This is a genomic window from Lactobacillus paragasseri, assembly GCF_003584685.1.
GTDB classification, from domain to species: Bacteria; Bacillota; Bacilli; order Lactobacillales; family Lactobacillaceae; genus Lactobacillus; species Lactobacillus paragasseri.
Genome location: NZ_AP018549.1, coordinates 1,618,800 through 1,642,842 on the forward strand (window position 1 = coordinate 1,618,800; position 24,043 = coordinate 1,642,842).

Below are 24,043 nucleotides of genomic sequence, written 5' to 3' on the forward strand. Positions count from 1 at the left end.
AAAAATACCACACTCAAAAAGCGATAACGGTGCTAACCGTGTAGAATTACCTACCCAATAATCGAAATCTGGAAACGACTTTCTACTCATTTACACCAACCATGAGCTCTCTGAAATTAGTCTTAGGATTTCATGTTTATCTGCATTATATCATGCCAATCCTGTGGTGTTAACAAATAATATTTTTCTTGATAATTAAAAAGCGAAGAAACCATTGAATAATCAGTTGTATAAACATATCTAAAACCTAATTTTTTTAGTAATCTTTGTGAGTTTTCATTAGAAACAAAAGTCCCGGCCCAAATTTGATTTTGGTGCAATTTTTCAAAAGCAAAATTGATTATTAGCTGCAAAGCCTCTGTCATTAATCCTCGATGCCAATAATTTTTATCTAATAAAAAACCTAAGTCTTTTGTCATCAATAAGCCATTATATTCATCTAATCCACGTTCATATAATTCAACTAATCCTATTAAGCGGCCACTTTCTTTCAATACTATTCCGTAACTATAGGGCCTTTCCCTATATTGACCAATGCTTTTTTGAGCAGCACTTAAATCTTCCAGATATTGATAACCAGCGCTTTTATGATACACACTATCTTGACCCCACTTGAGTAAGGTGGGCGCATCATTTGTCTCAATTTTTCTTAAAATAATTCGTTTACTTTCAAGCATTACTTGCCTACTAACTTTAATAACCATTTGGCACCATAAACTAATCCCAAACTATAAGCTGCAATTGTCCAAGGTTTTCCTAATAAAATTATCCATAAATATGTTGAAAATTTCATTTCAGTTAACCCAGCAATCATACAAAGAATATCATCTGGCGCCATTGGTGCAATAATACACAAAGCAAAGAACCAATTGAATTTCTTCTGATTTGCTGTCCACTTCATGTATTTTTCATATGTTTTTTCAGAAACCAAATGCAAAATAAATGGGCGTCCATAATGTCTAGCCAAAAAGAATAAAATGATCGAACCTAGACAAATTCCTACATAGTTATAAATAAATCCCCAGATTGGTCCAAAAAATATCACTCCACCCAGTAATGAAACTCCACCTGGAATAATAGGAATAACAACTTGAATTATTTGAATTAAAGTAAAAATCAAGGGACCAATGATCTGCTTATTTGCCAAATAAGCCTTCATTTTTTCCTGGCTTGTAAAAATGCCTAGCCTATACCAATAAATACTTAGTAAAACTAGGATAATTGTAGTAACAATCGTCAAAATATTGATTAATTTATGACTCGTTTTAGTAGACATTTTTCTGCCCTCCTTGGTATGTTAAATTAATGATAACAAAAACAAAACAAAATAGGCGCCTTAACCGATGAAATAAACTTAAATATAGGATGAATAAGATATGACTTATCGTTGACATTTATTCTATAATATTAGTGTGTTAAAAAATAACTAAGAGGCTTAATTATGGTTGTTATAAAAAAAGACATAATTTACGACGAAAACAACAATTTGAAGACAGACATTTATTTTCCTAACAATACTAATTCACAAACTAAAATTCTAATCTTTTGGCATGGCGGAGGATGGTTTGCTGGCTCAAAAAATGATGTTAAGAATCTTGGGATAAGATTAGCAAATGCAGGCTTTATGACTCTTATCCCTGACTATCGCTTAGCTCCTGCCTCTACTTTTCCGGCTGCTCATCAAGACAGTAAAAAATTTGTGAAGTGGTTACTAGAGTCAAAATATACCGATGAAGATGATCAACAAAATATCGTACAAATTGGTGCCAGTGTTGGTGGTACTTTGGCTATCTACCTTGCCGGAATATATGGTTTTCCTACTGTAACTTGGTCAGCATCTGTAGACTTCTCTAATTGGATGAAAACTCATCCAAACGTTATACCTTCAAGATATGGAGCGAACGAATTAAAGCTCACTAATTTACATGATATTTTTGAATCATTTTATAAGTTCTTTGTATTGACATACGCGGGTAAAGATGATCAAGCTATTTACAAACAAATGGATGCAGAAAATTATGATCTTAACAATTTAGGACGCTTAAAAATGATCAATTCTGCTCATGAACTTGTTCCATTAGATGGAATCTTAAAATTTGTCGACTTTTTAGCTAATCATGATCACGAAATTGAATTATTGATCATCAAAGGTCATCGTCATGCAATGGACTATGCCAAGGACTACTTGGATGAATCTTTAGATTTTCTTTTTCAGACAATCAAGGAGTAAAAGAATGATTAATATTAACAAATTTATTTCCATTCGCAAAAAATTAGGTTTATCGCAGACTGAATTATGCAATGGTATTTGTACTCAATCTACATTAAGTAAATTTGAAAATAATGGTCGTATTCCGTCTTTAAAAATTTTAAATAGTCTTTGCGACCGTTTGAATATTAACGTAGCAGATATTATGGATGTAGATTCTAATAAAAAAACATCTCATAAACTATTTGAAGCCGATTTTGCTGTCATTCAGCTTGATTTTCCAAAAGTAGCTCAACTTTTAGCTAGCATTAATAAAGATGGATTAACACGGCAAGAAGACATCCTTCATTATTACTATCTACGTGGGCTTCTTGCCTTAAATCTTGATCATGCTGAGACTGATGCTTTGTATTACTTCAATACAATTCTTGATGCACACTTGTCAAAACAGAATAAGATTTACCATCTTCTTGCACTTAAAGGTTGTAGTCAAGTTTATGATTTACAAAATGATGTTGAAAAAGCTCGCCATTACTATGACATCATTCTCTCTTCAATATCCAATGTTCAGCTTGAAGATGAAGATTCGTTACTACAATTTCTTTCTATTTTGTGTAACGGCGGGGAATTTTATGGTCGAAACCAGGATTATGGACAATCTAACAAACTATTAGAGATGGGATATGACTTATGCAAAAAACGGCATGTAATTTATTTTACTGCTCGCATACTTTTTCAATTAGCTCAAAATAATATTGCAGAAAATGGCTCACAACAAAGGACTACTCAATATTTAAACGATTCAGCCGCTTTTGCCCGTCTCAACAATAATCATGTATTATTAGAAAAAATTAGTAAACTAGCTTAAACTAAATCACTTCTTTTATATCTTACTAAAAAGAAGTGATTTTTATATACATCTGCAAGAAAGCGCTTTATAATGAAATATATTGGAAAGAGGAAATTTTATGTCTAAATATGAATCTATTAATCCGTATACTAATCAGCTGATTAAGAGTTACCCCGATGCTACTCAAGAAGAAATTGAACAAGCACTTGCTGCTGGAGAAAAATTATACTTGACTTGGCGTAGTCAGCTTCCTGCTACTAGAAGTCAATTACTTCATCAAATAGCCAATACTTTCAAAAAGCATCGTGAAGAGATGGCTAAAACTATGACTTTAGAAATGGGAAAGCTATATCATGAATCACTTGAAGAAGTAGACTTATGTATCAGCATTTGTAATTACTATGCTGAAAAAGCTCCTAAAATGTTAGAGCCTACTCCATTAGAAACAACCTTAGGGACGGCTTATTACCTAAAACAATCAACAGGTATTATCATGGCTTGCGAGCCTTGGAACTTCCCACTCTATCAGGTAATTAGAGTATTTGCTCCTAACTTCATGGTTGGAAATCCAATTATCTTAAAACATGCACACAATGTCCCAGCTTCAGCTCAATTAACAGAAAAAATTATTCAAGAAGCAGGCGCTCCAAAAGCAAGTTTGCAAAACTTATTTTTATCTTATGCCCAAATTGGTGATGTAATTGCTGACAAGCGCGTTCAAGGAGTTGCTGTTACAGGTTCAGAACGTGGCGGAAGCAGCGTTGCCGAAGCAGCTGGTAAAAATATTAAAAAATCGACAATGGAATTAGGTGGAAATGACCCATTTATAGTTTTAGCTGATGCCGATTCTACGATATTAAAAAATGTATTAAGTGACGCTAGAACTTATAACTGTGGTCAAGTCTGCACTTCTTCTAAACGAATCATCGTCGTCGAATCACGCTACGATGAAGTGATGAATATTTTGCAGCACACTTTCGCTAGTCTTAAACCCGGTAATCCTTTAGATAAAGAAACTAGTCTCGCACCAATGAATTCTCAAAAAGCTGCTGATAAGTTAGCAGCGCAAACCAAAAAAGGAATTGAACATGGAGCAGAAGTTGCCTATCAATATCCCGAAATTGAAAGTTCTGGTGCTTTCTTCCGTCCGATGATTTTAACTAATATTGATCAAAACAATCCATTATTCGATGAAGAATTATTTGGACCAGTTGCCGAAGTATTTAAGGTTAAAGATGAAGAAGAAGCAATTGCACTAGCCAATAATTCAAGCTTTGGTCTAGGTTCAAGCGTTATTTCTCAAAATAAAGCTCATGCGCAAGAAGTAGCCAGTGAAATTGATACTGGAATGACAGTTATTAATGGACGCTGGATCACAGCTCCAGAATTACCATTTGGCGGTGTTAAAAAGTCTGGTTATGGCCGTGAATTAAGCGAACTAGGTTTAATGTCATTTGTAAATGAGCATTTAGTGATTGACGTTTCAAAATAATTTTTTAAACATGCAAAAAAAGAATTGGATCAGATAATGACCCAATTCTTTTTAATTTTGTCTCATACTGCGAAACGCAACAACCGTTAAAAGAATACTTGATACAAATAATAAGTATGTAGAAACCCCAAATGAGATTGCATTTGCTACAATCCTCTGAATTTCAACACTATTTGCTGCTGCATTATTAGTAATTCCTAAGGAGGAACCAGCATTCATAAAAATTAATTCAACAGCACAAATTACTAAGACAATCGACTCGATTAAAGAAAGTAAGAAAACAATTCTTTTATTATTCTTACCATTCTTAATTGTCAAAATAATAATTGCAATTGGAACTCCAACTAGAAGAAACCACATTCCATAACCAATTAGAAGATACTTGCCATTAAATCTACCAATTGAAAGTAAGGCTTTTGAAATAGATAAAGTCTGATATCCTTGCATCATTCCTGATGAAAATGGGCCACTAAATACAAGAAGCAAGTTTAAAACTGCAATTAAGACTACTCCCAATTGAGTAGCTGTTCTCTTTTGCTTAACAACTTTTTTTATTGCTTCTGGATCGCGCCCTAACTTATTATCAATCTTTTGTCGATGAGCTTTTACTCGATTCTCCCCTTCTTCAAAAGAATTAACCACATCAGAGCCAACCTTATTAACATGCTCAGTTAATCGCTGATCAACAGTGTACTGTTCTGTTACTTTGCCTTTATTTTTATCACAAACTATAAACAACCATATTAACAATGCAAAGAAGCAAGACCAGCCTAATGATGGTGAAAAACTAGTCAAAATCAACAAAATTATCCCAACAACAAAAACAATCATTGAATTTACTTGAATCCAATTAATCATGCTAGCAATGGTAGAATTTTGCTTTTTCGGTTCAATCTTTTTAACAGAACGTGTTTCTTGCTTTTGACGATTGTCAGTGCTTTCATTACGAGTTTGATTTTGCCCAGTAAAAAATTCATTTCTAAATTTTTCTAAATCAAAATGACAGTTAGGACATTGTTTATCAGTCGACTTTACATCTTCACCACAATTTGGACATTTCATTTTTAATTCCCTCATAAACTTTTTTAGCTTATTATAGCATTTCAAGCAATTAAACTAAAAAGCAGAGAATGCTTACGCTGTTCTCTGCTTTTTTCTAGATGCCATTCTTACTAATAACCAAGCAATAATGAATAGAATTGCAATACCAATTAAAGATCCAATTAACTTTTTAGCATCCCCATTAAAGATTGCATCTCCACCAAAGGCATAGATAAAAGACGTAGGAAACATCCCCACGATTACCATCAACAAAAATTTATTTGCTGGCACTTTTAATCTAGCTGCTGTGTAATCAATTAACACACTTGGTATTACTGGCACCATAAACCCTAATGTCATTCCTAAACTTGGATGTTTTTGTGCCATTAGCCAATTTAAAAACTTATTTTTTTTAAACCGATGGGAAAAATCAACCCTTTTGATTAAACTCTCTACAATACAATTTCCTAAAATATTGCCGGCCCAGTTAATTGCTAGTCCAATCCAAGGCCCATAGCAAAGTCCTGCTAAAATGCAAAAAACAGAGTTTGACATACCAGGAATAGCATTCAGAACTGTTATTAGACCCAATAAAAACAGGCTATCACGTACTTCATGCTGGCGAATTAAATAGAGTAACTTTGTTTTAGTATGGCTATCAGGATGCATTAAAACATTAATTTCAGGACGATAGTCGCGGTAGAGTAAGTAAAGTAAAATGATTGCGGACAGGATTCCACAGATGATAAAGATTACTTTTCTCAATTTTTTTGTCATAATTTCACTCATCTATTTCAATTATACGTAGTTATTAATTATAATTTTTACTATTTAAAATAATAAGCAAAAGCAATTCGTGCTCATTAGTTCTTATCTTTATCGTATTATAATAAGATAGATAAAGCCATCAAAGGAGAAAATTTTTATGACAGCAAAACTAATTTTTAGTGATATTGACGGCACCCTGATTACATCTGGTGGTGATGTATCGCCTGATACAATCGATGCCATTCGTAAACAAATTATCGCTGGTAACTTATTTATTCCTGTTTCTGCACGCATGCCCAAAGGAATTATGAACGTAGTAGATGAAATTACTAATTTCTGTCCTATTATTGCCTATAATGGTGCGTTAGTCTTAGATGAAATGGGAAGACCGCTTAATTCACAATTTTTTGATGCTGCAGAAGCAGTCCAACTAATTACCAAAATAGATGCTCTTAAAACTCAAGATCTTGCTTGGAATGTCTACAGTGGCTACAATTGGTTTTCTTCACTTAATAAAAATCCATTAGTTAAAAAGGAAGAAGAAATAGTTGGAATTAAATCACTTCCTGTTTCTCTAGAACGAATAAAAGATTTAAAAGGTATCCACAAGGTGCTAGTCATTGGCAAGCCTGACACACTTGATAAGATTATCCCTACACTCCAATCTGATTTTCCTAAACTAGCTTTTGTTAAATCCGCGCCCCATCTTTTAGAAATTATGCTTAAAGGTGTTAATAAAGGAAAAGCAGTTAAAATTGTTCTTGATAGCTTTGCAATAGATAAGACGAACGCTTGGGCTTTCGGGGATAATTATAACGATGAACCGATGCTTAAAGCTGTTGGGCATCCAATTTTAATGGGTAATGCACCAGAAGAGCTAAAGAATAAGTTGAATATTCCAGTAACCTTAGATAATAATCACAACGGGATTGCAGCTGCCTTAAATAAAATATCTAATTAATTTTATAAAGAAAAAAGATTGAAGTTTTATCCTGATCAAAAATAGGATAAACTTCAATCTTTTATTTTTTAGAATATTAAATACTATTCAGCATCTTTTTTATTCTTTTTTCTGCCTAAGCCTTCATATGTAATCTTCATTGCAGCGGACATGTTAATTGGAAGTAAGAATACTAATAGTAATAACCCAATATCCACACATAATGCAACTTCAATTAAAGTTGGGACACCTGATGGAATTAAGGCTGCAAAAGTACCACCAAGAATAATAGCAGCAGAAATTACCACAGTTCCGATGATGTCACAAGCTTGAAGCATCTTTTCACTTGTAGTCCAGCCTGGGTTTACTTCTCCTAATTCACGATAACGCATCATTAAGAAGATCGAGTAGTCAACACCTAAGGCAACGATCATGATAAAGCTAAAGAATGGAGTATTCCAAGCTAATAATGATCTACCTAATAAGGCGTGAACTAACCATTGGTTGATAGATAGAGAAGTTAAGTAAGCAATTACTAAAGTACCTAGAATAAATAATGGTTGCAATACTGATCTAGTAACAAAGATCAAAGCAATTCCGATACCTACCAACATAATAATTGCAGTTCTTAAGAAGTCGCTACTTGCAGTTTCTTGAGTATCATAAATCTTTTCGGATTGTCCACCCATAGCAATAGTTGAGCTTTGAAGGCTGGTACCCTTCACTGACTTCTTAACCATGTTGCTGAGTTCGTGAGCTTTCTTTGCCCCTTCAGTTGAAGCTGGGTCTAATTTCAAGATAATGATAATCTTAGTAGATTTCAAATCAGAACTCATGTAGTTATCAAGAGCTGGTTTGAAAGTTGATGAATGAATCATCTTAGCTGGGATGTAGAAAGTCTTACCAGCAGCTGAATCTGCTAAGCCAGTTAAGTATTCTTGGCCTTCACCTAAACCGCTATTAACTTTATCGATTCCAGCAGTAATCTTAGGATTATTTGATGCAATTTGACCAGCACCATTTGCTAATTGACTTGCACCACCATTAAGTTGACCAATACCACTTGCTAATTGACCGGCGCCACCGTTAAGTTGGCCAATACCATTGGCTAATTGATTAGTTCCGCTTAGTCCGGCTTGTAAGCCTGTGTTCAATTGACTGGCACCGTTTGCTAATTGTCCAGCACCATTTGCAAGTTGACTAGAACCTGATACACCAGCTTGTAAGCCTGTTGCAAGTTGACCTGCACCGTTGTTTAAGCGAGATGCGCCTGAATTAAGTTTATTAGCCCCAGCTACTCCTTGAGCCATAGCGCCTTGAACTTGTGTTAAGCCAGAGCTCAATTCACTTAAAGCTGTGCTTGCCCCTGGTAATGCTTGGTTTGAAGCATCTGCTAATTTATTTACATTTTGCTTCAATGTTTGTAATTCCTTAAGTGAACCAAGCGAATTACCAACTTTAACTGCAGAATCACCTAATTTTTTATCAGCATCTGCCGCTGCTTTTAAGTTTCCTGCCACCTTTGTTAAACTAGATAAACCAGAATTTAACGCTTGAGACTTTTGTTCAGCTGCAGAATTTACCTTACCTAAAATGCTATCAAAGGCTCCACTCATTATTTGTTTTTGTTGGTCATTCAACTTAGCACTATTCATTGCTTGAGCATAAGCTTGAGTAAGTTGGGCTTTTTCACTATCACTCATAGTAGCTGATGATCCTTGAACATTATTTAAGCTATTTAAAGTAGCCCCAGCTTCTTTTAATTGTGTAGCGATAATTCCCGCCTGTGTACCTACATTAGTTAATTCCTTCTTTATTTCATCAGAATCGATTGAATTAGAACCAGAATTTAGCTTTTGATTTAATAATTGAATATTCGCATTTAATTCTGGTAATCCGTGTTCTAATTTTTGAATATTTGCCTTATCTTTGGCACTCAATTTTCCTGATAACTGAGTACTCATAGAATTTAATTGGTTAACAAAGTTTTGTGTACCCTGACTCAATTCTCGTGTACCGTTTTGCAAGTTAACAGCACCATTCACTAACTTAATCGTACCGTTCTCAAGTTGTACAGCACCTTGTTGCAAGTTCAAAGTACCACTCTCTAAACGACCAGCACCAGTAGCCAATTGCATCGTACCCGCTCTAAGTGTATTAGCACCATTTTGTAGACGTGTAGTACCACTTAACAATTGATTTGCACCATTTTGAAGACGACCAGTACCATTAGAAAGTTGATTTGCACCGTTCTGCAATTGAACAGCACCATTGGTAATTTGCTTGCTACCGTTACTTAAAGTGCCCAAACCATTTCTGGCTGTATTAACACCTGAGTTAACAGTTCCTAACTGATTATCAACGTAAAGACGTTTAATAGACTTACCATTTGGTTCAGTTACTGATGAAGCAAATTTCACGTCTGGATCAGCTTGAATTTTCTTAACAATCTGATCAATTTCTTTTAAGCTCTTCTCATTGTCGAGTTTATGACCACTTTGAATATATAAGGTTGAGTATTCTGGTGTACCTTCAGAGAAGTGATCTTGCAGTAATAATAGCCCGGCCTTTGAAGGAGTAGAGTCAGAAATTTCATCTGCATCGTTATAGTTCAAATTATTTGAATAGAACAAGCAGAATGGTAAAACTACAACAGCCATCACAACTAAATAAGTAATTGGATGAGCTAAGCTTCCCTTAGAAAGAGCGTGCCATAATTTAGAATTACTTTCGCCTTCAAAATTCTTAACTGGCCAGAATAATTTCTTACCTAAAACAGCCATAAAGAATGGATTTAAGGTCAAAAGTACAACTAGTAAAACAGCAACACCAACAGCAACACCAACAGCTGATTGGTAAATTGAGAATTTAGCTAGTCCTAAAGCACTAAATCCAATTAAAATTGAGGATCCAGAATAAAGGATGGTCTTACCAGCTTTACGCAAAGCATCGTTTGTCGCATCGTGGTTCGACATCCCCTTACTCAAGTTCTCTTTAAACTTGTCATACAGCAGGATATTGTAGTCGGTCCCAATACCAAACAGAACAATAACCATGAAAACTTGAGTAAAGTTTGAAAATGGAAAGTTAAACTTCTCTACTAAATTAGTAACAATTGAAAATGAAGTAATAAAGGAAACTCCAACTGTCAATAATGAAATTATTGGTACAATTGGTGACTTAAATACAATTACTAAAACAATAAAAATAAAGAAGATAGTAATTAATTCAGTCTTTTTAATACCTTCCTGAACTGAAGCCGAGAAGTCATCTTCAAGGATTCTTACCCCAGTTACATATGTTCTAATTCCAGATGTTTTAACTGCTTTAGTTAAAGACTTATTAACGTTAGACACAGTCGAATGATCATTTGCAATATTCAATTGCACAATTTCAGTCGTTTTATCTTTTGAAATTAATTGCGCTTTTGTAGCGTAATTATCATTCGGAGTCATCATTGACTTAATACCCAGCTTTTTCTTGTTGTCTTTCAAAAAGCGAATAGTATTGTCAATTTTCTCCTTATCACTTGAGGTTAATTTTCCATGCTTTTTATTAAAAACAACCCCTACAACATAAGTATTATCTTGCCCGTGTCCCCACTTACTTTCGATGTTTGTCGCAATCGAGCTTTGAACATCTTCAGGAAGTGAAATTTCCGAATGCTGACGCGTTAAAGCATCTACATCTGGCAATGAAAAGATCGCAATCAGTAGAATCGCAATCCACGCTACCAAAGCACCAAGATGGTTTTTCAGTAATTTCATGTATACTTTTCTTTCCTCTATTTTGTACCCTCAACTTGAAGTTTTGGCGCTACAAGTCGCAAAAGCATCTCATGGTAATTATCATCAGCTTCTTTTTCTGTTTCATCGATCACATAACGATCTAAGAAAACGTATCCCAAGACTGCTCCCAGCAAACTGTGCAGGGAGACGATATTTTTATTATCTACATCTAGCTTTTCTCCTAGTTCTACTATTTTCATAACTTCTTCGTGAATTTGTTCATTTTGAACATATTCATTTAATCCATAGTAAATTCCAGAAATTGCTTTATCATGTAGCAAAAAATCTCGTATCTCATCTGCGAATCTAAACAAGGCGTCTAAGCCAGAATGACCTATTATCTTTTTTGTTAAATGTTGACGCAAAACTTGTAGTCTATTCACTCAAACTAGAACTAATAGATCATTACGATTAGCAACATAATGATATAAAGACTGAGATCTAATTCCTAATGCCTTTGCTAAAGCTGGCATGGTTAGCTCACTTAGTCCCTTATCACTAATAATTGCTATTGCTTGATCAATTACTTTTGAGCGGTCTAAAGCTCTTTTTTTAGCCAAGATAATCACCTTCTTTTTGTGTACTCATATACTTTAACACGACAATCTGTAGAAAACAATCTACAATGTGTAGAAATTTATCTACTTTTTGAGCAAAAAGAAAAAGGAGTCACGAAACTCCTTTAATATAGTTATCTTTGTTTAATCATCCAATTATTAATTGCATCTCCAACTTTAGCTAGATCTGCATCTTCCTCACTAACCATTGCCATTGCATATGTTTTTCCGTTTTCTTGAATTAAGGCTGCGCCTTGTTTTTTATCAGCTATTTTATAAACTACACCATTAATATTTTTAGCTAATCCTTTTTCGGGGAAATTAGCTAATTGACCTAAAATCTGATTATCAATATCAGTGCCTAACACTTTCCCCTGATATAGTTTCTGCATAGTCGTAACTAAATCATTGCTACTGGTTTTCCCGGCAAAATCCTTACCAAAATTTTCTGTAATTTCAGTCTTGCTTGCGCCAAATGTTTTTGCAGTTTTATTTACTTTATCTTTTCCAATTTTATTTAAGATGATATTAGCCGCATTATTATTTTGCTGCCGTATCATTAAATCGAGCAAATAAGTATAAGAATAGGCCATATCAGCCTTCAATACTTTATCTCCACCGTTTAAATCACTTGCTTTAACTTTATATGGAGTAGCAGAATTTAAGCTTTTATCTTGAACTGCCTTGTAATAAGCAAGTAGGACGTATAATTTCAAAACGTTTCCTGCATTTAAAGTGTCTTGACTAGTATTAGTTAAATCGGTAAAAACTTTAGTACTATTCAAGTCTTTTACGCTTATTTGATAATTGCCTTGAACATTTGAGCTTGCCTTAACAATAGCCTTAGCTAAGCTTTTATTACTATTTTTTGAAATAGCAGCTTCGCCAATCTCGCTTTCCCCATTAGTTAAACGAGTCTGCTTACTGCCCTCTTTCATTTTGCTTTTTTGAGCTACTTTCGCGGTTGAATTTCCATATATCTCCAATGTTTGTGTCTTCATATGATTTATGCTTGTCATATAAAAAGCTAAAGCACAAAAGGATGACAAAATTGCTCCTAAAAAGATTTTATTTTTCATTAAAATTCTCCTTAATTACATATTTTTATTTTATCATGCAATTTAATAAAAATGCTTCAAAGATAAGGATTATTATATTTCTTACTTATCTTTTTATTTAGATAGTATCAGTTGAATGCGTTCACAAATTGATTTTTTTTTAGTACAATAATTCCAGTATTAATATTTACAGTGAGGGATAATTAATTATGTTGAAATATATGATTGGTATTGACGCAGGTGGTACACACTCTAAGGCAATTGCTTATGATGAAAATGGTAAAGAATTAGGTCGTGCAGAATCTGGCCCAGGTCAAATCAACAACGACTACGAACTTGGTATTAAAAATATTGCTCAAGCAGTTAACGAATTGCGCGATAAGATTGACGGTGACTGTATCAAGGTCTTAGCCGGAATTGCTGGTTTATCAGTTGTTGGTAATGCTCCAGAAGTTGCGGCAACTATTTCTTCAATGGTTGGTAACATTCCAACCCGTGCCATTACTGACTCACTTCTTGCCCTTTACAATGGTCTTGAAGGAGCAGATGGTGCTCTAGTTATTGCTGGTACTGGATCTGTTGTTAATGGTCGTCAAAATGGCTCATTAATTGCTGTTGGTGGTTACGGTTCTTTACTTGGAGACGAAGGTAGTGGCTATGCTATTACCAAGGCTGCTCTTCAATCTGCACTTCTTAGCTGGGACAAACGCGAGAAGAATTCCTTAATTGACTTATTTGTAAAAGAATTTAATGTTGACAACATGGGTGAAGTTCCGGCTAAGTTTTACAGCTTAACTAGTCCAGAAGTTGCTTCAAAAGCTGTCAAAGTTGCTAAACTGGCAGATAGCGGCGATGAAGATACTCGTAAGATCATCGCCGATCAAGCTCATCTTTTAGCACGCGATATTATTATGTGTTTAGATCGTTACGAAGATCCTAAGCCAATGCGCATTGCTTTAACTGGTTCAGTTCTTTCAAACAATGCTATGATGCGTTCCTACATGGAAGCTGAAGTTAAAGAAAAATACCCAGATGCAGTATTCAGCGTTTCAAACGGTGAAAACGCACGTGGTGTAATTTTTGATAAGAGTAAAGACTACCGTTACTTCACTAACCATAACGATGATGAATAATTAAAAGTTAAAAAGGCCTCGGAATTCTATTTTCCGAGGTCTTTTTCTGTCTATAAATCTTTATACATTAAGATGTGATCAATGCCAGCTTCATTAAATATATTGCCCTTCACTTGATAGCCAAGATAATCGTAAAATGGCTTAGCTGTCATCTGTGCATGGCAATATAATCTATCAACTCCATTTTCTTTTAAATAATAGTGAACTTCTTCCAGCATCTTGCTTCCTAGATGCATCCCCCGTGCTTTCTTTGAAACTGCGACGCGTCCTAAATACCAAGCTCCATTTTTATCTTTAAAAATTCGGCAAGTAGCTAATGCATTATCGTTACTTTTATTTAAAGTAAAAACATGAATAGCATAGAAATCCTCATCATCTATTTCAGGCACTATGATTTTTTGCTCGCTAACAAAAACTTCATTTCTTAATCTTTCAACACAAAAAGCCTCTCGTCCCGTCATTTCATCAATTGCTTTAAAATAAAACCTCATTACTTTAACTCCTTAACTAAAATAAAGTCTGTTTGAGGATCATCTCCAACTACAAATGTATGTTGACTAACTCTCTTAAAGCCATCTTTTTTGTAAAAAGTCTGGGCTTGATAATTTTTCTCCCAAACACCAAGCCACATATTAGCCTTGTTCTTTTTCCTAGCCAGTTCCTCAGCTAATTTAATTAAAACCAAGCCCAATCCCTGATGCTGAAAGTTTTGTTTCAAGTAAATTCTTTCCACTTCTAAAGCATTGTCTGCCACCTGCTCTGTTTGAGCATCGACTTCATTTACCTTTAAATAGCCAGCTACTTGATTATTTACAATTAAAAAATAAAAATTACTATTTTTGTTTTCGATTTCAGATCTCAATTTTTCTTCTGCATAAGCTTTATTCAGAAATTTTTCCATGTTTTCAGTACTATTTTGCGAGCCAAAAGTCTCTGAAAAAGTCTCGCGCGAAATCTGTTGTAAGTCTTGAATATCAGCTATCGTCACTTTTTTTATTTCATATGCTTGCATCGTCCTAGTACTCCCTTTTTCCACCATTCTTTACAAAGCTCCAATTCTCATTAGCATTTTTTTCAATAATGCTCAAATATCTTCCTAACTCAGCTTGTTCAGTCTTACTTAGTCCCTTTATCATTAGTTCATTGGAATAAGTATTTTCTTTTTCTATCTCTTTCGCTAATTTTTCACCAGCTTCTGTGACAAAAAGATGCTTAATTTTCTTATTAACCTCATCATCTTTTTTAAAAACAAGTCCTGCCTGTTCAATCTTTCTAACTCCACGTGAAGTAGTAGTGCGATCGATATTCAATAATACAGCTAATTGATCGGAAATAATTCCAGGATGTTCAAAAATTCGAACTAAATATAAGTATTGTCCCCGATTCAACTTCAAATCCTTAAATTCAATATTCGCAATCGAATCTAATGCCCGTGAAATTGAACCGATTTGTCTTAGAATATCCTCTTTTTCCATGTTTACTCCTTTTATTTTTATCTAGTATATTTCATTATTGTTGTAAATGCAACAATATTACTAATTTATATTAAGTTGATCAGTTGCTTTACCTACTAACAATAAGTAAAATTTATCTGAAAGAATTAGTAAGGAGAGTACAAAATGATTTTAAGAAATATTGGAGTTATTCTAACAATCCTTGTCGGAATAGAACATATTGGAATTATGTGGTTAGAAATCTTTGGAAAGCCCGATTTACAAGCCAAATCATTTGACATGGATATAAATTTTGTTAAACAACCTGCTGCCAAAACTGCCTTAGCCAACCAAGGCATCTATAATGGAATGTTAGGTTTATTAATTTTAATCGTATTTTTCTTCTTTAGAATGCCAACTTTAATCACGATCTGGCAACTATTACTAGCATTTGTTGTAGTTGTTGCTATTTTTGGCGGTTTTACAGCAAGTAAAAAAATTTTTGTTGTTCAGATGTTACCTGCGTTAATTGCCTTTATTCTACTTTTCTTTTAAAAATCATCAAAAAAATGAGGATTGTCATCACGACAGTCCTCATTTTTTACTTAATATTCTGTTTTTATTGATTCCAAGCACTTTGGAACTTAGTCTTACCAGCATCAATTTGTGAATTCCAGCTTTGACCCTTCTTTGCTTGTGCAAAGATGTTTTGCATAATTGAATTCAATTGAGTGTATGCGGCATTACTGTTCTTAACTACAGGAACACTGTATAAGTGCTTCATTGCCTTATCTAATTGAGCAGGAACTTTAGTCTTAGTTGAGTTCTTGTAAGCACTAGAATTAATTACTTTATTAGTTACAGGAATGTATCCAGTCTTATCAGCCCAAGTTAATTGTTGGTCCTTACCTAACAAGTACTTAATGTACATGAAGGCAGCTGCTTTTTGTTGAGCAGTACCCTTGTTAAACATATAAATATCAGTACCTTGTTGCATATTGTACTTAGAAGGACGAGGTGCAACACCGTATTGGAACTTGTTACCAACACCCATCTTAACGAAGCCTTCACCAGCACTAGTACCTACAAACATAGCAATCTTTTGGTTAGAAAAGTCACCTGAAAGGTAGCCAGCTGAACCAGCAGTCTTAAAGTAGCCAGCCTTAATACCATCAGCATAGTAATTAATTACTTTCTTAGACTTAGAACCAGTAAAGTTGATGTTCTTAGAGAAGTTTACGCCTTCATCCTTCATACCTAAAACGTAGTAGTTTGAAAGTGAGTCAAATCCAGCACCAACAACTTTGTGGTTACTCTTTTCATAGATCTTCTTAGAAGCTGCCTTTAATTCAGACATAGTCTTTGGTACTTTAACACCGTATTTGTCTAATAAATCCTTGTTGTAAGTTAACATTTCAACAGATTTATTAAATGGAATACCATATTGAGTCCCCTTAATTTGAGCACCCTTTAATAATTCTTCACGGATATCACTCTTTTTAGCTGAACCCCAACCAATCTTACTATTATTAATGTAAGGGGTCATATCAACTAAGCGTTTGCTGTTAGCGGCATTTAATAGCCAGCCAGGATAAGCTTGAGTAATTGTAGGTAAGTTATTTGGTGATTGCAAAGTTGAGTTAATCTTTGCTTGCAAATCATTGTACTTACCTTGGTTTTCAAGCTTAATAGTAATGTTAGGATTCTTCTTTTCAAAATCCTTAGTCAAGCTTTGCAAAGTCTTTTCTTGAGTACCAGTCATACCATGCCAGAAAACAACAGTAGTCTTCTTGGTAATCTTAGTTGGAATATCAGCAGACTTACTACTTGAGCTATCATTACTCTTAGAATTTGAGCAAGCAGTAGTGCCAACAAGGGCTAAAGCAGCAACTGCAACTGCTGCAAATTTTTTAGTGAACTTCATATGTTCCTCCCAATAAAAACAACAACAAAATAAAATTTTAATTTTAACTAAGCGTAAATACCTCTCCGCGCTTAGGTAAAATCCTTTCTCCAAATGGGTTTTCTTCTAATTCAGGATGCAATGTGTGCACTGGAGCCAAGATTTTCGGCTCAAAACCCGCAATAATTTCTTTTAATTCAGCTACATCCGCATGTCCTGAGCAACGCAAAGTTATTAATTCAATTCCACGCTTCTCAATATTTTCAATAAACGGAGCATAGGCTGGATCAAAATCCCCTAAAGGCTCGGCATTACTGTGAATGTACAAGCCACCTTGTTGTAATTGATCATAATGACCAACTACTTGCCAGAAATATTGATGATCGTCCTTTAAAAGATCTTGATAACTAATTTCAAGATCAGGATCGAGCGCATCAATTTTTTTATCTTCTGGTAAATAATAATAAGGAACATCTTGCTTTAATGCTAGCTTCAAGAGTTCAGCACGTTTAGCATGAAGGACTACTTTTCGAGGTGAATCTGAAATGATTCTCAAAATTCGCTCTACATTTGTAGGATAAGTATTAAAAGTTAATTGGCGCTTCGGATTATCTTTTTGGTATTGAACTATTCTTTTTGTCAATTCAATTTCATTCTTAACGCCTTTAAATTCCTCGCTATCGTCTTCACTACGATCTGGCCATGAAACACCAGTACCTTCAATAATTAGCATATCACATCCCTTACCAGCTGCCATAAATTTACGCACCCAATCAGGATGATAGCCATGCAGACGTATATCACCAGTATGAACAATTGTTTTATCTGGCGTCTTCACAATTAAACCTGTTGCCCCATAAGCATCGTGGTCACTTGGGACAACTGTTAAAGTTATGTCACCAACATGAATTGGCTCATTTAACTTAGCAGCAATTATTGGGCGAGTATAATTTTTAGGCTTATCAGCCGCTGGCAATAAAAATTCGCCATCACGATTTAGCACTGGCAACAAGGCTGCTGTTAATGGACCTGCATATAAAGGAATTTCTGGCGCTAACAAGTTCATTGCCTTACTGTGATCTAAGTGAAGATGAGAAATATATGCTGCGCTATGTTCCCACCGTTCATGATCAATTTCTTTTCCTGTAACTTTAGGATCATAGAAATCTGGCACATCACCAATTAGTTGATACTTGAGCAGAGTAGCAAAATCTTCATCTTCCATTTTTAGCCCTAATTCTGGACGATATACTTCTCCTAAATCAAACAATACATGCGACTTATCATAAGCCACTTCAATCATTGGACCACCGATGGTAGTTAATCCATTATAAAAAGTAACTTTAGTTTTAGGCTTTGAGGTCATTACGTACTACTCCTCGAATAATTTGCTTTCTAAAAATGAAGTAAACAATTAAAACAGGAACAACTGTTAAAGTTGCAGCTGCTAATTGCAGTTGCGTTTGAGCTCCTGCATCTGACGCAAATGCAGCTAACCCATTGTTTAATAAACGCATCTTATCTTCATTTGTAACCAATAATGGCCATAAGAATGAATTCCAGCCAGAAATAAAACTAAGTAACGCTACAGTAATTAAACCACCTTTAGACATTGGAACTAAAATTCTCCAAATATATTCCCAATCAGAAGCCCCATCGATCATAGCTGCTTTATAAATTGTTGGTGAAATTGCTGTGAAGTAACTTTGCAAATAATACATATAGAAGATTGAAGTTAAGAATGGTAAAACTAATCCTAAATAAGTATTCAATAAGCCTAAATGAGCAATCGTGTTATAGTTGGTAAAAATTATTGCTTCTCCAGGCACCATTAACAATGAAAGAAAGACCAATTGAATTAATCCTTTTCCCCTGAACTTTAAGTTAGTCATTGCAAAAGCACCAAGGATTGAAGTAAATAGAGTAACAATCGTTGTAGTTGCTGCTGTGATAAAGGTATTCAAAAAATATCTTGCAAATGGCGCTTGTTCGAATACTTTTTGATAGTTACTCCACCTAAAGACTTTAGGAATCAAAGTTGGCGGAATAGTCGTGGTTTCTTGATATGACATCAAGCCACCTAAAATCATATAAATAAATGGGAAAACAGTTATAATGCCAAAAATTCCAATGAATAAATAGACAAAAATCATTCCCCAACGTAATTTTTTCTGCTTCATTTTAACTGTTCACCTTTTTCATCAATTTTCTTTGTAAGAAAGTTACGAACAATATAAATAGGAACAAGACCACAGTAGCAGCCATAGCTACGCCCGGAGTTCCAACAATTTGGAATTTATTATAAATATAGTAAACTGCCGTCATTGCTGAATTTCCTACTCCAGCTTGTCCATTAAATAATGCATAAACTTGAGTATAGATCTTAAATGCCCCAATTAAGTTAACTGTTAAAAGAAAAGCTAAGGTTGGTACTAGTTGAGGAACAGTTATCCGCCAAAATTTTTCTTTACTTGTTGCCCCATACATATCAGCCAAAACATAGTAATTCGGTTCAATATTTCTTAACGCACCCATTAAGATAACAATATTAAAAGCTAAGGATGACCAGACACCAAAAATAATTAGTGAAACAAGACTTAAGCTAGGATTATCTAACCAATCTGGTTGCGGTAAATGAACAAGTTTTAATAAGAAATTCAATAGGCCATATTCACCATTGAAGATGTAGCGAAAAACAATTCCGATTGCAATTGTACTTGTAACATATGGCATAAAGAACATTGTTTCAAAGAAAGCTGTATGTTTAATTTTAGAAAAAATAAACCAAGCAAGGGCAACAGAAATTACTAAAGCAATTGGAACAGCTAAAAATGAATAAATAGCTGTATTCATAATTGCACGCCAAAATTCTGGATCACTAAAAATATACTGATAGTTTGAGAAGCCATTAAAATGCAGATCAATTAATGGGCCTCCCTCAAAACTCATCGTAAAGGCACGTAAAATCGGCCAGATGCTAAATACAGTAACGCAAACAATTGCCGGTGCTAAGAATAACCAAGCTTTTTTCTGATTATCTTTCATTAATAGATTCGCTCCCCATCTGGCTTAAATAAGTAAATGCGATCCAAGTTCATCTTAAATTTAACTTTATCTCCGCGTTTTACTTCTTGCTCTAAATCAATTAATGCACGTTGACTAATTCCAGCATGATTAAACTTTAATACACGCTCACGTCCAATTAACTCAATATCATCGATCACTTCAGAGAGTTCGCCTTCATCAGCTAGCTTCAAGTTTTCTGGACGAATACTTAATGTATAATCGCCATCTGCTAATTTGCTTCTAAATTTTGAGCTATTTAACTTTGCAACTGGAATTTCAAAATCTGAGCCAACAATTTGATCATTTGCTACCTTAACATCAAAGTTATCAATTACTGGATTACCAATAAAGTTAGCCACAAATTGATTATTTGGTTCTAGATAAAGATCTTGTCCCTTATCATCTTGTTGAATTACACCATTATGGAAAAGAATAATCTTATCTCCGATTGATAAAGCTTCTTCTTGATCATGCGTAACAAATAAAGTTGTAATGCCAACTTCTTTAACTAAATTACGAATCTCTTCACGAATCTTTAAACGCAGGCGTGCATCTAAGTTGCTTAGCGGTTCATCCATTAATAAAATCTGGGGTTCTTGCACTAAAGCACGTGCAATTGAAACACGTTGTTGTTGACCACCAGAAAGGTTACCTGGTTTTTGATCAGCCAACTCTTCAATATGAGTTAACTTCATAAATTTTTTGGCAATTCTTTCAGCCTCGTCCTTAGGTTTCTTGTTCTTTCCAACTGTCATTGGAAACATTACATTTTGTAAGACTGTCATATGAGGGTACAAGGCATAGTTTTGAAAAACATAGCCAATATTACGATCTTTGGGCGCAACATTAAGAAGAGACTTACCATTTACAATAATGTCTCCCCCAGTTGGATTCAATAAACCCGCGATCATATTTAAAGTAGTGGTTTTTCCACAACCACTAGGACCCAACAAACATACCAAGTCGCCTTTCTTTACGGAAAAGGTGACAGATTTAATTGCTTGGTAACCATTCTCATAAGTTTTTTCTAGGTTATTTACCTGAATGAATTTATCTTCGTTCATATATCTCTCACTACTACATTTAGATTTAAATCATATTACACCACAAATTTTATGATAAAAGCAACAAAATCACAAATATTTTTTCAGTAAATAATTCGTACTTTGTGAATTTTTTATTGCTTTTTTGTGGATAAGATGTGGATAATAATATCATTTTAAGAACATTTTTATATAAAAAATATTAATAAATCGTATTTTGCTACTTGCATTTTTTAGTTTTATGTTTTGTATTGGTTTTCTCAATATACAAGATAGAGAAAGTCGAACAATAAAAAAACACTACATCTTGTGCAGTGTTTTCTCAAAAAAATTATAAATTATCGCCGCGTTCAAATTGAAATTTAGATGTATTTAATGCTTGTCTAGTTAAGTCGCTAATCAATTTCTTAGTTTCAGTAGTAATATGAGCAGCAGTTTCAGCATTAGCAGCCGTTAAATATTTAGTTTGTTCTTTTCCAGACATTTCTCTTGCTTTCTCATCAGTTGCTGAAACACGACTTACAGCATAACTTTGACATTCATCTCTAAAGTTATCAACTTGGTAAATAAATTGATGGTATCTTGGTTCTACTAATACTTGTAAGCTCTTATATAACCAATAAGCACTAGATTCAGGCGTAACCATATGACTAGCTTTTTGATAGTTAAGTGGCGTGTCATCAATATTGGTATAGAAAGGTACATAAGGACTATAAGCATAAAAACCAAAGTTAATCCATTGAATACCAGCTATTTCTTTAGGAACATCATTTCTAATTTGAAGAATACAACTAGATTGGTTTCTATCTAAAGCAATTGATCTGAACATCTTTTGCTTCTTATCATCCCCAGAAGCAAAAGATCCCATTGGATCATATTCAGTCCCGTTATAGTGACTTGATAAGAAATACTCTACATCTTCAACGCCAATCTTCTTTTCAGGCTTTCTGATAAATGGCATTTCTTGACTTAGAGGATCTTGTTCAACACTAGGGTTAAACAACTTTTGGCCATACCAAGTTCTTGGAGTGTTGTAATAACTATCAGCTTCAGCTTTAGTACCGAAAATATCTCTAAAACTCCACTTACCATCAGTACTTGGATTTAAATGGTTCTTTTCCACAAAATCACGAATTGTAGAAGCATACATAAAATTCTCATGATCATCAAAGTCGATATCTTGAATAACCATAATATTCGGACAAATTGCATAAGAATCTTCTGGAATTCTTTGAGCAACCCATTGATGGCCAGCACCAGTTTCAAAATACCAAACTTCATTGTGATCAGAAAAAGCGATACCGTTGCTTTCACCAGTACCATATTTTTCAATTAACTTACCTAAGCGTTCCACACCCTCACGAGCACTTTTAACGAATGGTAAAACAAGATACACCATGGAATCTTCATCAACACCATTTTTAACTAAAGGATCATGCCCTAAACAGCGAGCATTGGTTGCTTCAGTTTCAGTAGCTGACATTGCTACGTTATATTCATTAATTCCTTGCTCATCCCAGCGACCTTCTGAAGCATCTGCTGTTGGTGTAGCAGTCCACTTGCAGCCATGCCCCTTTAAGTGAAGCTTCAAGCCGTTATACTTTGATACATAGTCTTCATCATAGTCCTTAGCTTCATGAACGACAAAAAGCTTTTCATTAATACCACCATAACCATCTTCATCACGTGCAATGATAGTTGAACCATCAATTGTAGCTTTTTTTCCGACAATCATTGCCGTACAGTTATCTTTACTTTTCTTCATTGTTTTCTCCTAAAAATTATTTATTGATTAACTACCATATTACGATCTATTTTAGCCCTACCATTATTATAATCAAACACATAATCAGGCTGCACGTTAAAAAGATAAACATTAAAGTTCAAATTATTGTTCAAGCTTATTGCCTGTAAATTAATACCACGCGCCATTAATTCATTTCCCCTAAAAATTGGTGTTGCTTGAAAAATAATTTTATTTCCTTGTTTTAAAGAATTTCGAACTTTTCCCTCAAAAATAGTCTGGATTTTTTGATTAGAAAATGCAGTTTGCGTAAATAAATTTTTCGGATTATTTTGATCACCTGACTGATTATTAGGATTATAGTTACCATCCTGATCAATTCCTGCCGAAATCGAATAAGCAATCAAATGACCACGATTATAGATTTGCGTGCCATTTTCTCGATTAGAATGCCATGCCGTAGGATTAATAAACTGTCTTACTCTTAAAGAATCATTAGCCACATTTCTTGGTTCGAGAAAAGCAGTATTTGAATGAGAAGTACGATTTAAATTATCTAAATTAGAATAGATTACCTTGTTAACTTTCCAGGCATTTTTAATTAACGTGGACTTATTATTATTTACATAGACATAAGCCTTGTCGCCACTTTTAAAATCCAAATTGGCTAGTTTTTGATAATCATCACTAGATAATCCGCCATAATTAGTATTAGCTGTTGTAGCCTTATTTACTACTTGCTGAGAACTACTTGGTTCTTGACTTTGATTTGATGTGTGGTTAGAAGATTGAAGCTTAAACCAACCACCCCAAATAATAATTACAATTGCTATAATCCAGCTTGCTACTGTATTTTTTTGCTTTTTTCTATATTTTCTTCTCTTTGCCATTTCCTATTCCCCTAGCTTTATTTCTTTCAGCATAGATATTTGAACGTATGTTTGCAATATGATTAATAAGTTTTTATTCATTTAGACTGCTACAATAAACATGGCAACTCTATCAAAAATAGAAAGAA

General features: G+C 34.2%; 22 protein-coding genes and 1 pseudogene. 6 read left to right on the forward strand and 17 right to left on the reverse strand.

Going from position 1 to position 24,043, the window contains the following annotated elements; genetic code table 11:
- Window positions 1-122: 122 nt before the first annotated feature.
- Window positions 123-677 (reverse strand): GNAT family N-acetyltransferase, encoded by a 555-nt coding sequence (locus LpgJCM5343_RS08025; RefSeq protein WP_035430303.1) that lies wholly within the window; start codon window positions 675-677, stop codon window positions 123-125.
- Window positions 677-1,276: a TVP38/TMEM64 family protein gene (locus tag LpgJCM5343_RS08030; RefSeq protein ID WP_049148993.1), complete on the reverse strand. Its 600-nt coding sequence runs from the start codon at window positions 1,274-1,276 to the stop codon at window positions 677-679. The genes LpgJCM5343_RS08025 and LpgJCM5343_RS08030 overlap by 1 nt, the downstream gene beginning before the upstream one ends.
- A 165-nt stretch (window positions 1,277-1,441) precedes the next feature.
- Between LpgJCM5343_RS08030 and LpgJCM5343_RS08035 the strand changes: the two genes are divergently transcribed.
- The 3 genes from LpgJCM5343_RS08035 (at window position 1,442) to LpgJCM5343_RS08045 (ending at window position 4,551) form a co-directional block, all read left to right on the forward strand.
- Window positions 1,442-2,230: an alpha/beta hydrolase fold domain-containing protein gene (locus LpgJCM5343_RS08035; RefSeq protein ID WP_048686050.1), complete on the forward strand. Its 789-nt coding sequence runs from the start codon at window positions 1,442-1,444 to the stop codon at window positions 2,228-2,230.
- A 4-nt stretch (window positions 2,231-2,234) separates the two neighbouring features.
- Window positions 2,235-3,077: a helix-turn-helix domain-containing protein gene (locus LpgJCM5343_RS08040; RefSeq protein ID WP_039155748.1), complete on the forward strand. Its 843-nt coding sequence runs from the start codon at window positions 2,235-2,237 to the stop codon at window positions 3,075-3,077.
- Window positions 3,078-3,177: 100 nt separating this feature from the next.
- Window positions 3,178-4,551 carry an NAD-dependent succinate-semialdehyde dehydrogenase gene (locus LpgJCM5343_RS08045; RefSeq protein ID WP_049148985.1) on the forward strand — a complete coding sequence of 458 codons (1,374 nt, stop codon included), beginning with the start codon at window positions 3,178-3,180 and terminating at the stop codon, window positions 4,549-4,551.
- A gap of 51 nt (window positions 4,552-4,602) precedes the next feature.
- On the opposite strand, the gene LpgJCM5343_RS08050 is transcribed toward LpgJCM5343_RS08045, so the two are convergent.
- Window positions 4,603-5,613: a zinc-ribbon domain-containing protein gene (locus LpgJCM5343_RS08050; protein WP_049148984.1), complete on the reverse strand. Its 1,011-nt coding sequence runs from the start codon at window positions 5,611-5,613 to the stop codon at window positions 4,603-4,605.
- A 72-nt stretch (window positions 5,614-5,685) separates the two neighbouring features.
- Window positions 5,686-6,369, reverse strand: a complete 684-nt coding sequence (locus LpgJCM5343_RS08055) for a TVP38/TMEM64 family protein (protein WP_174705302.1) — start codon at window positions 6,367-6,369, stop codon at window positions 5,686-5,688.
- A gap of 148 nt (window positions 6,370-6,517) precedes the next feature.
- Here LpgJCM5343_RS08055 and LpgJCM5343_RS08060 point away from each other — a divergent pair, with 148 nt between their 5' ends.
- Entirely contained in the window at window positions 6,518-7,321 is an 804-nt protein-coding gene (locus tag LpgJCM5343_RS08060; RefSeq protein WP_049148981.1) for a Cof-type HAD-IIB family hydrolase, read from the forward strand.
- An 83-nt stretch (window positions 7,322-7,404) separates the two neighbouring features.
- Here LpgJCM5343_RS08060 and LpgJCM5343_RS08065 read toward each other — a convergent pair whose 3' ends face one another.
- The 3 genes and pseudogenes from LpgJCM5343_RS08065 to LpgJCM5343_RS08075 all read right to left on the reverse strand — a co-directional run bounded on the left by LpgJCM5343_RS08065 (window position 7,405) and on the right by LpgJCM5343_RS08075 (window position 12,724).
- Complete coding sequence (locus tag LpgJCM5343_RS08065; RefSeq protein WP_101891084.1) at window positions 7,405-11,067, reverse strand: MMPL family transporter; 3,663 nt, start codon at window positions 11,065-11,067, stop codon at window positions 7,405-7,407.
- A 17-nt stretch (window positions 11,068-11,084) separates the two neighbouring features.
- Window positions 11,085-11,648 (reverse strand): annotated as a pseudogene (locus tag LpgJCM5343_RS08070) (TetR/AcrR family transcriptional regulator).
- Between the two features lie 131 nt (window positions 11,649-11,779).
- Window positions 11,780-12,724 carry a serine hydrolase gene (locus LpgJCM5343_RS08075; protein WP_039155739.1) on the reverse strand — a complete coding sequence of 315 codons (945 nt, stop codon included), beginning with the start codon at window positions 12,722-12,724 and terminating at the stop codon, window positions 11,780-11,782.
- A gap of 188 nt (window positions 12,725-12,912) precedes the next feature.
- Between LpgJCM5343_RS08075 and LpgJCM5343_RS08080 the strand changes: the two genes are divergently transcribed.
- Entirely contained in the window at window positions 12,913-13,836 is a 924-nt protein-coding gene (locus tag LpgJCM5343_RS08080; protein ID WP_080974396.1) for a BadF/BadG/BcrA/BcrD ATPase family protein, read from the forward strand.
- 50 nt (window positions 13,837-13,886) lie between these two features.
- Here the strand turns inward: LpgJCM5343_RS08080 and LpgJCM5343_RS08085 are convergent, their stop codons facing one another.
- From LpgJCM5343_RS08085 to LpgJCM5343_RS08095, 3 genes are read right to left on the reverse strand one after another with little or no spacing between them, the layout of a single operon-like run.
- Window positions 13,887-14,327, reverse strand: a complete 441-nt coding sequence (locus LpgJCM5343_RS08085) for a GNAT family N-acetyltransferase (protein ID WP_049149793.1) — start codon at window positions 14,325-14,327, stop codon at window positions 13,887-13,889.
- Entirely contained in the window at window positions 14,327-14,875 is a 549-nt protein-coding gene (locus LpgJCM5343_RS08090; RefSeq protein ID WP_049149795.1) for a GNAT family N-acetyltransferase, read from the reverse strand. The genes LpgJCM5343_RS08085 and LpgJCM5343_RS08090 overlap by 1 nt, the downstream gene beginning before the upstream one ends.
- Window positions 14,853-15,311 carry a MarR family winged helix-turn-helix transcriptional regulator gene (locus LpgJCM5343_RS08095; RefSeq protein WP_049149797.1) on the reverse strand — a complete coding sequence of 153 codons (459 nt, stop codon included), beginning with the start codon at window positions 15,309-15,311 and terminating at the stop codon, window positions 14,853-14,855. The genes LpgJCM5343_RS08090 and LpgJCM5343_RS08095 overlap by 23 nt, the downstream gene beginning before the upstream one ends.
- Window positions 15,312-15,455: 144 nt before the next feature.
- Here LpgJCM5343_RS08095 and LpgJCM5343_RS08100 point away from each other — a divergent pair, with 144 nt between their 5' ends.
- Entirely contained in the window at window positions 15,456-15,824 is a 369-nt protein-coding gene (locus LpgJCM5343_RS08100; RefSeq protein ID WP_020807605.1) for a DUF1304 domain-containing protein, read from the forward strand.
- A 64-nt stretch (window positions 15,825-15,888) separates the two neighbouring features.
- Here the strand turns inward: LpgJCM5343_RS08100 and LpgJCM5343_RS08105 are convergent, their stop codons facing one another.
- The 7 genes from LpgJCM5343_RS08105 to LpgJCM5343_RS08135 all read right to left on the reverse strand — a co-directional run bounded on the left by LpgJCM5343_RS08105 (window position 15,889) and on the right by LpgJCM5343_RS08135 (window position 23,915).
- Window positions 15,889-17,193, reverse strand: coding sequence for an extracellular solute-binding protein (locus LpgJCM5343_RS08105; protein WP_003650041.1), 1,305 nt, complete (start codon window positions 17,191-17,193; stop codon window positions 15,889-15,891).
- Between the two features lie 43 nt (window positions 17,194-17,236).
- Window positions 17,237-18,538 (reverse strand): MBL fold metallo-hydrolase, encoded by a 1,302-nt coding sequence (locus LpgJCM5343_RS08110; protein ID WP_048686024.1) that lies wholly within the window; start codon window positions 18,536-18,538, stop codon window positions 17,237-17,239.
- Window positions 18,522-19,352: a carbohydrate ABC transporter permease gene (locus LpgJCM5343_RS08115; RefSeq protein WP_003650039.1), complete on the reverse strand. Its 831-nt coding sequence runs from the start codon at window positions 19,350-19,352 to the stop codon at window positions 18,522-18,524. Before LpgJCM5343_RS08115 ends, LpgJCM5343_RS08110 begins: the two co-directional genes overlap by 17 nt.
- A 1-nt stretch (window position 19,353) precedes the next feature.
- Window positions 19,354-20,217: a carbohydrate ABC transporter permease gene (locus LpgJCM5343_RS08120; RefSeq protein ID WP_039155725.1), complete on the reverse strand. Its 864-nt coding sequence runs from the start codon at window positions 20,215-20,217 to the stop codon at window positions 19,354-19,356.
- Window positions 20,217-21,302, reverse strand: coding sequence for an ABC transporter ATP-binding protein (locus LpgJCM5343_RS08125; RefSeq protein ID WP_049149800.1), 1,086 nt, complete (start codon window positions 21,300-21,302; stop codon window positions 20,217-20,219). Before LpgJCM5343_RS08125 ends, LpgJCM5343_RS08120 begins: the two co-directional genes overlap by 1 nt.
- 310 nt (window positions 21,303-21,612) lie before the next feature.
- The gene (locus LpgJCM5343_RS08130; protein ID WP_049149802.1) at window positions 21,613-23,046 is read right to left on the reverse strand and encodes a C69 family dipeptidase; all 1,434 of its coding nucleotides are present in this window, start codon (window positions 23,044-23,046) and stop codon (window positions 21,613-21,615) included.
- Window positions 23,047-23,066: 20 nt separating this feature from the next.
- Window positions 23,067-23,915: a DNA/RNA non-specific endonuclease gene (locus LpgJCM5343_RS08135; RefSeq protein WP_049149805.1), complete on the reverse strand. Its 849-nt coding sequence runs from the start codon at window positions 23,913-23,915 to the stop codon at window positions 23,067-23,069.
- Window positions 23,916-24,043: the final 128 nt, after the last annotated feature.

Coding starts and splice junctions, on each gene's coding strand:
- LpgJCM5343_RS08025 (WP_035430303.1), bottom strand. CDS start 677: ATGCTTGAAAGTAAACGAATTATTTTAAGAAAAATTGAGACAAATGAT.
- LpgJCM5343_RS08030 (WP_049148993.1), bottom strand. CDS start 1,276: ATGTCTACTAAAACGAGTCATAAATTAATCAATATTTTGACGATTGTT.
- LpgJCM5343_RS08035 (WP_048686050.1), top strand. CDS start 1,442: ATGGTTGTTATAAAAAAAGACATAATTTACGACGAAAACAACAATTTG.
- LpgJCM5343_RS08040 (WP_039155748.1), top strand. CDS start 2,235: ATGATTAATATTAACAAATTTATTTCCATTCGCAAAAAATTAGGTTTA.
- LpgJCM5343_RS08045 (WP_049148985.1), top strand. CDS start 3,178: ATGTCTAAATATGAATCTATTAATCCGTATACTAATCAGCTGATTAAG.
- LpgJCM5343_RS08050 (WP_049148984.1), bottom strand. CDS start 5,613: ATGAAATGTCCAAATTGTGGTGAAGATGTAAAGTCGACTGATAAACAA.
- LpgJCM5343_RS08055 (WP_174705302.1), bottom strand. CDS start 6,369: ATGACAAAAAAATTGAGAAAAGTAATCTTTATCATCTGTGGAATCCTG.
- LpgJCM5343_RS08060 (WP_049148981.1), top strand. CDS start 6,518: ATGACAGCAAAACTAATTTTTAGTGATATTGACGGCACCCTGATTACA.
- LpgJCM5343_RS08065 (WP_101891084.1), bottom strand. CDS start 11,067: ATGAAATTACTGAAAAACCATCTTGGTGCTTTGGTAGCGTGGATTGCG.
- LpgJCM5343_RS08075 (WP_039155739.1), bottom strand. CDS start 12,724: ATGAAAAATAAAATCTTTTTAGGAGCAATTTTGTCATCCTTTTGTGCT.
- LpgJCM5343_RS08080 (WP_080974396.1), top strand. CDS start 12,913: ATGTTGAAATATATGATTGGTATTGACGCAGGTGGTACACACTCTAAG.
- LpgJCM5343_RS08085 (WP_049149793.1), bottom strand. CDS start 14,327: ATGAGGTTTTATTTTAAAGCAATTGATGAAATGACGGGACGAGAGGCT.
- LpgJCM5343_RS08090 (WP_049149795.1), bottom strand. CDS start 14,875: ATGGTGGAAAAAGGGAGTACTAGGACGATGCAAGCATATGAAATAAAA.
- LpgJCM5343_RS08095 (WP_049149797.1), bottom strand. CDS start 15,311: ATGGAAAAAGAGGATATTCTAAGACAAATCGGTTCAATTTCACGGGCA.
- LpgJCM5343_RS08100 (WP_020807605.1), top strand. CDS start 15,456: ATGATTTTAAGAAATATTGGAGTTATTCTAACAATCCTTGTCGGAATA.
- LpgJCM5343_RS08105 (WP_003650041.1), bottom strand. CDS start 17,193: ATGAAGTTCACTAAAAAATTTGCAGCAGTTGCAGTTGCTGCTTTAGCC.
- LpgJCM5343_RS08110 (WP_048686024.1), bottom strand. CDS start 18,538: ATGACCTCAAAGCCTAAAACTAAAGTTACTTTTTATAATGGATTAACT.
- LpgJCM5343_RS08115 (WP_003650039.1), bottom strand. CDS start 19,352: ATGAAGCAGAAAAAATTACGTTGGGGAATGATTTTTGTCTATTTATTC.
- LpgJCM5343_RS08120 (WP_039155725.1), bottom strand. CDS start 20,217: ATGAAAGATAATCAGAAAAAAGCTTGGTTATTCTTAGCACCGGCAATT.
- LpgJCM5343_RS08125 (WP_049149800.1), bottom strand. CDS start 21,302: ATGAACGAAGATAAATTCATTCAGGTAAATAACCTAGAAAAAACTTAT.
- LpgJCM5343_RS08130 (WP_049149802.1), bottom strand. CDS start 23,046: ATGAAGAAAAGTAAAGATAACTGTACGGCAATGATTGTCGGAAAAAAA.
- LpgJCM5343_RS08135 (WP_049149805.1), bottom strand. CDS start 23,915: ATGGCAAAGAGAAGAAAATATAGAAAAAAGCAAAAAAATACAGTAGCA.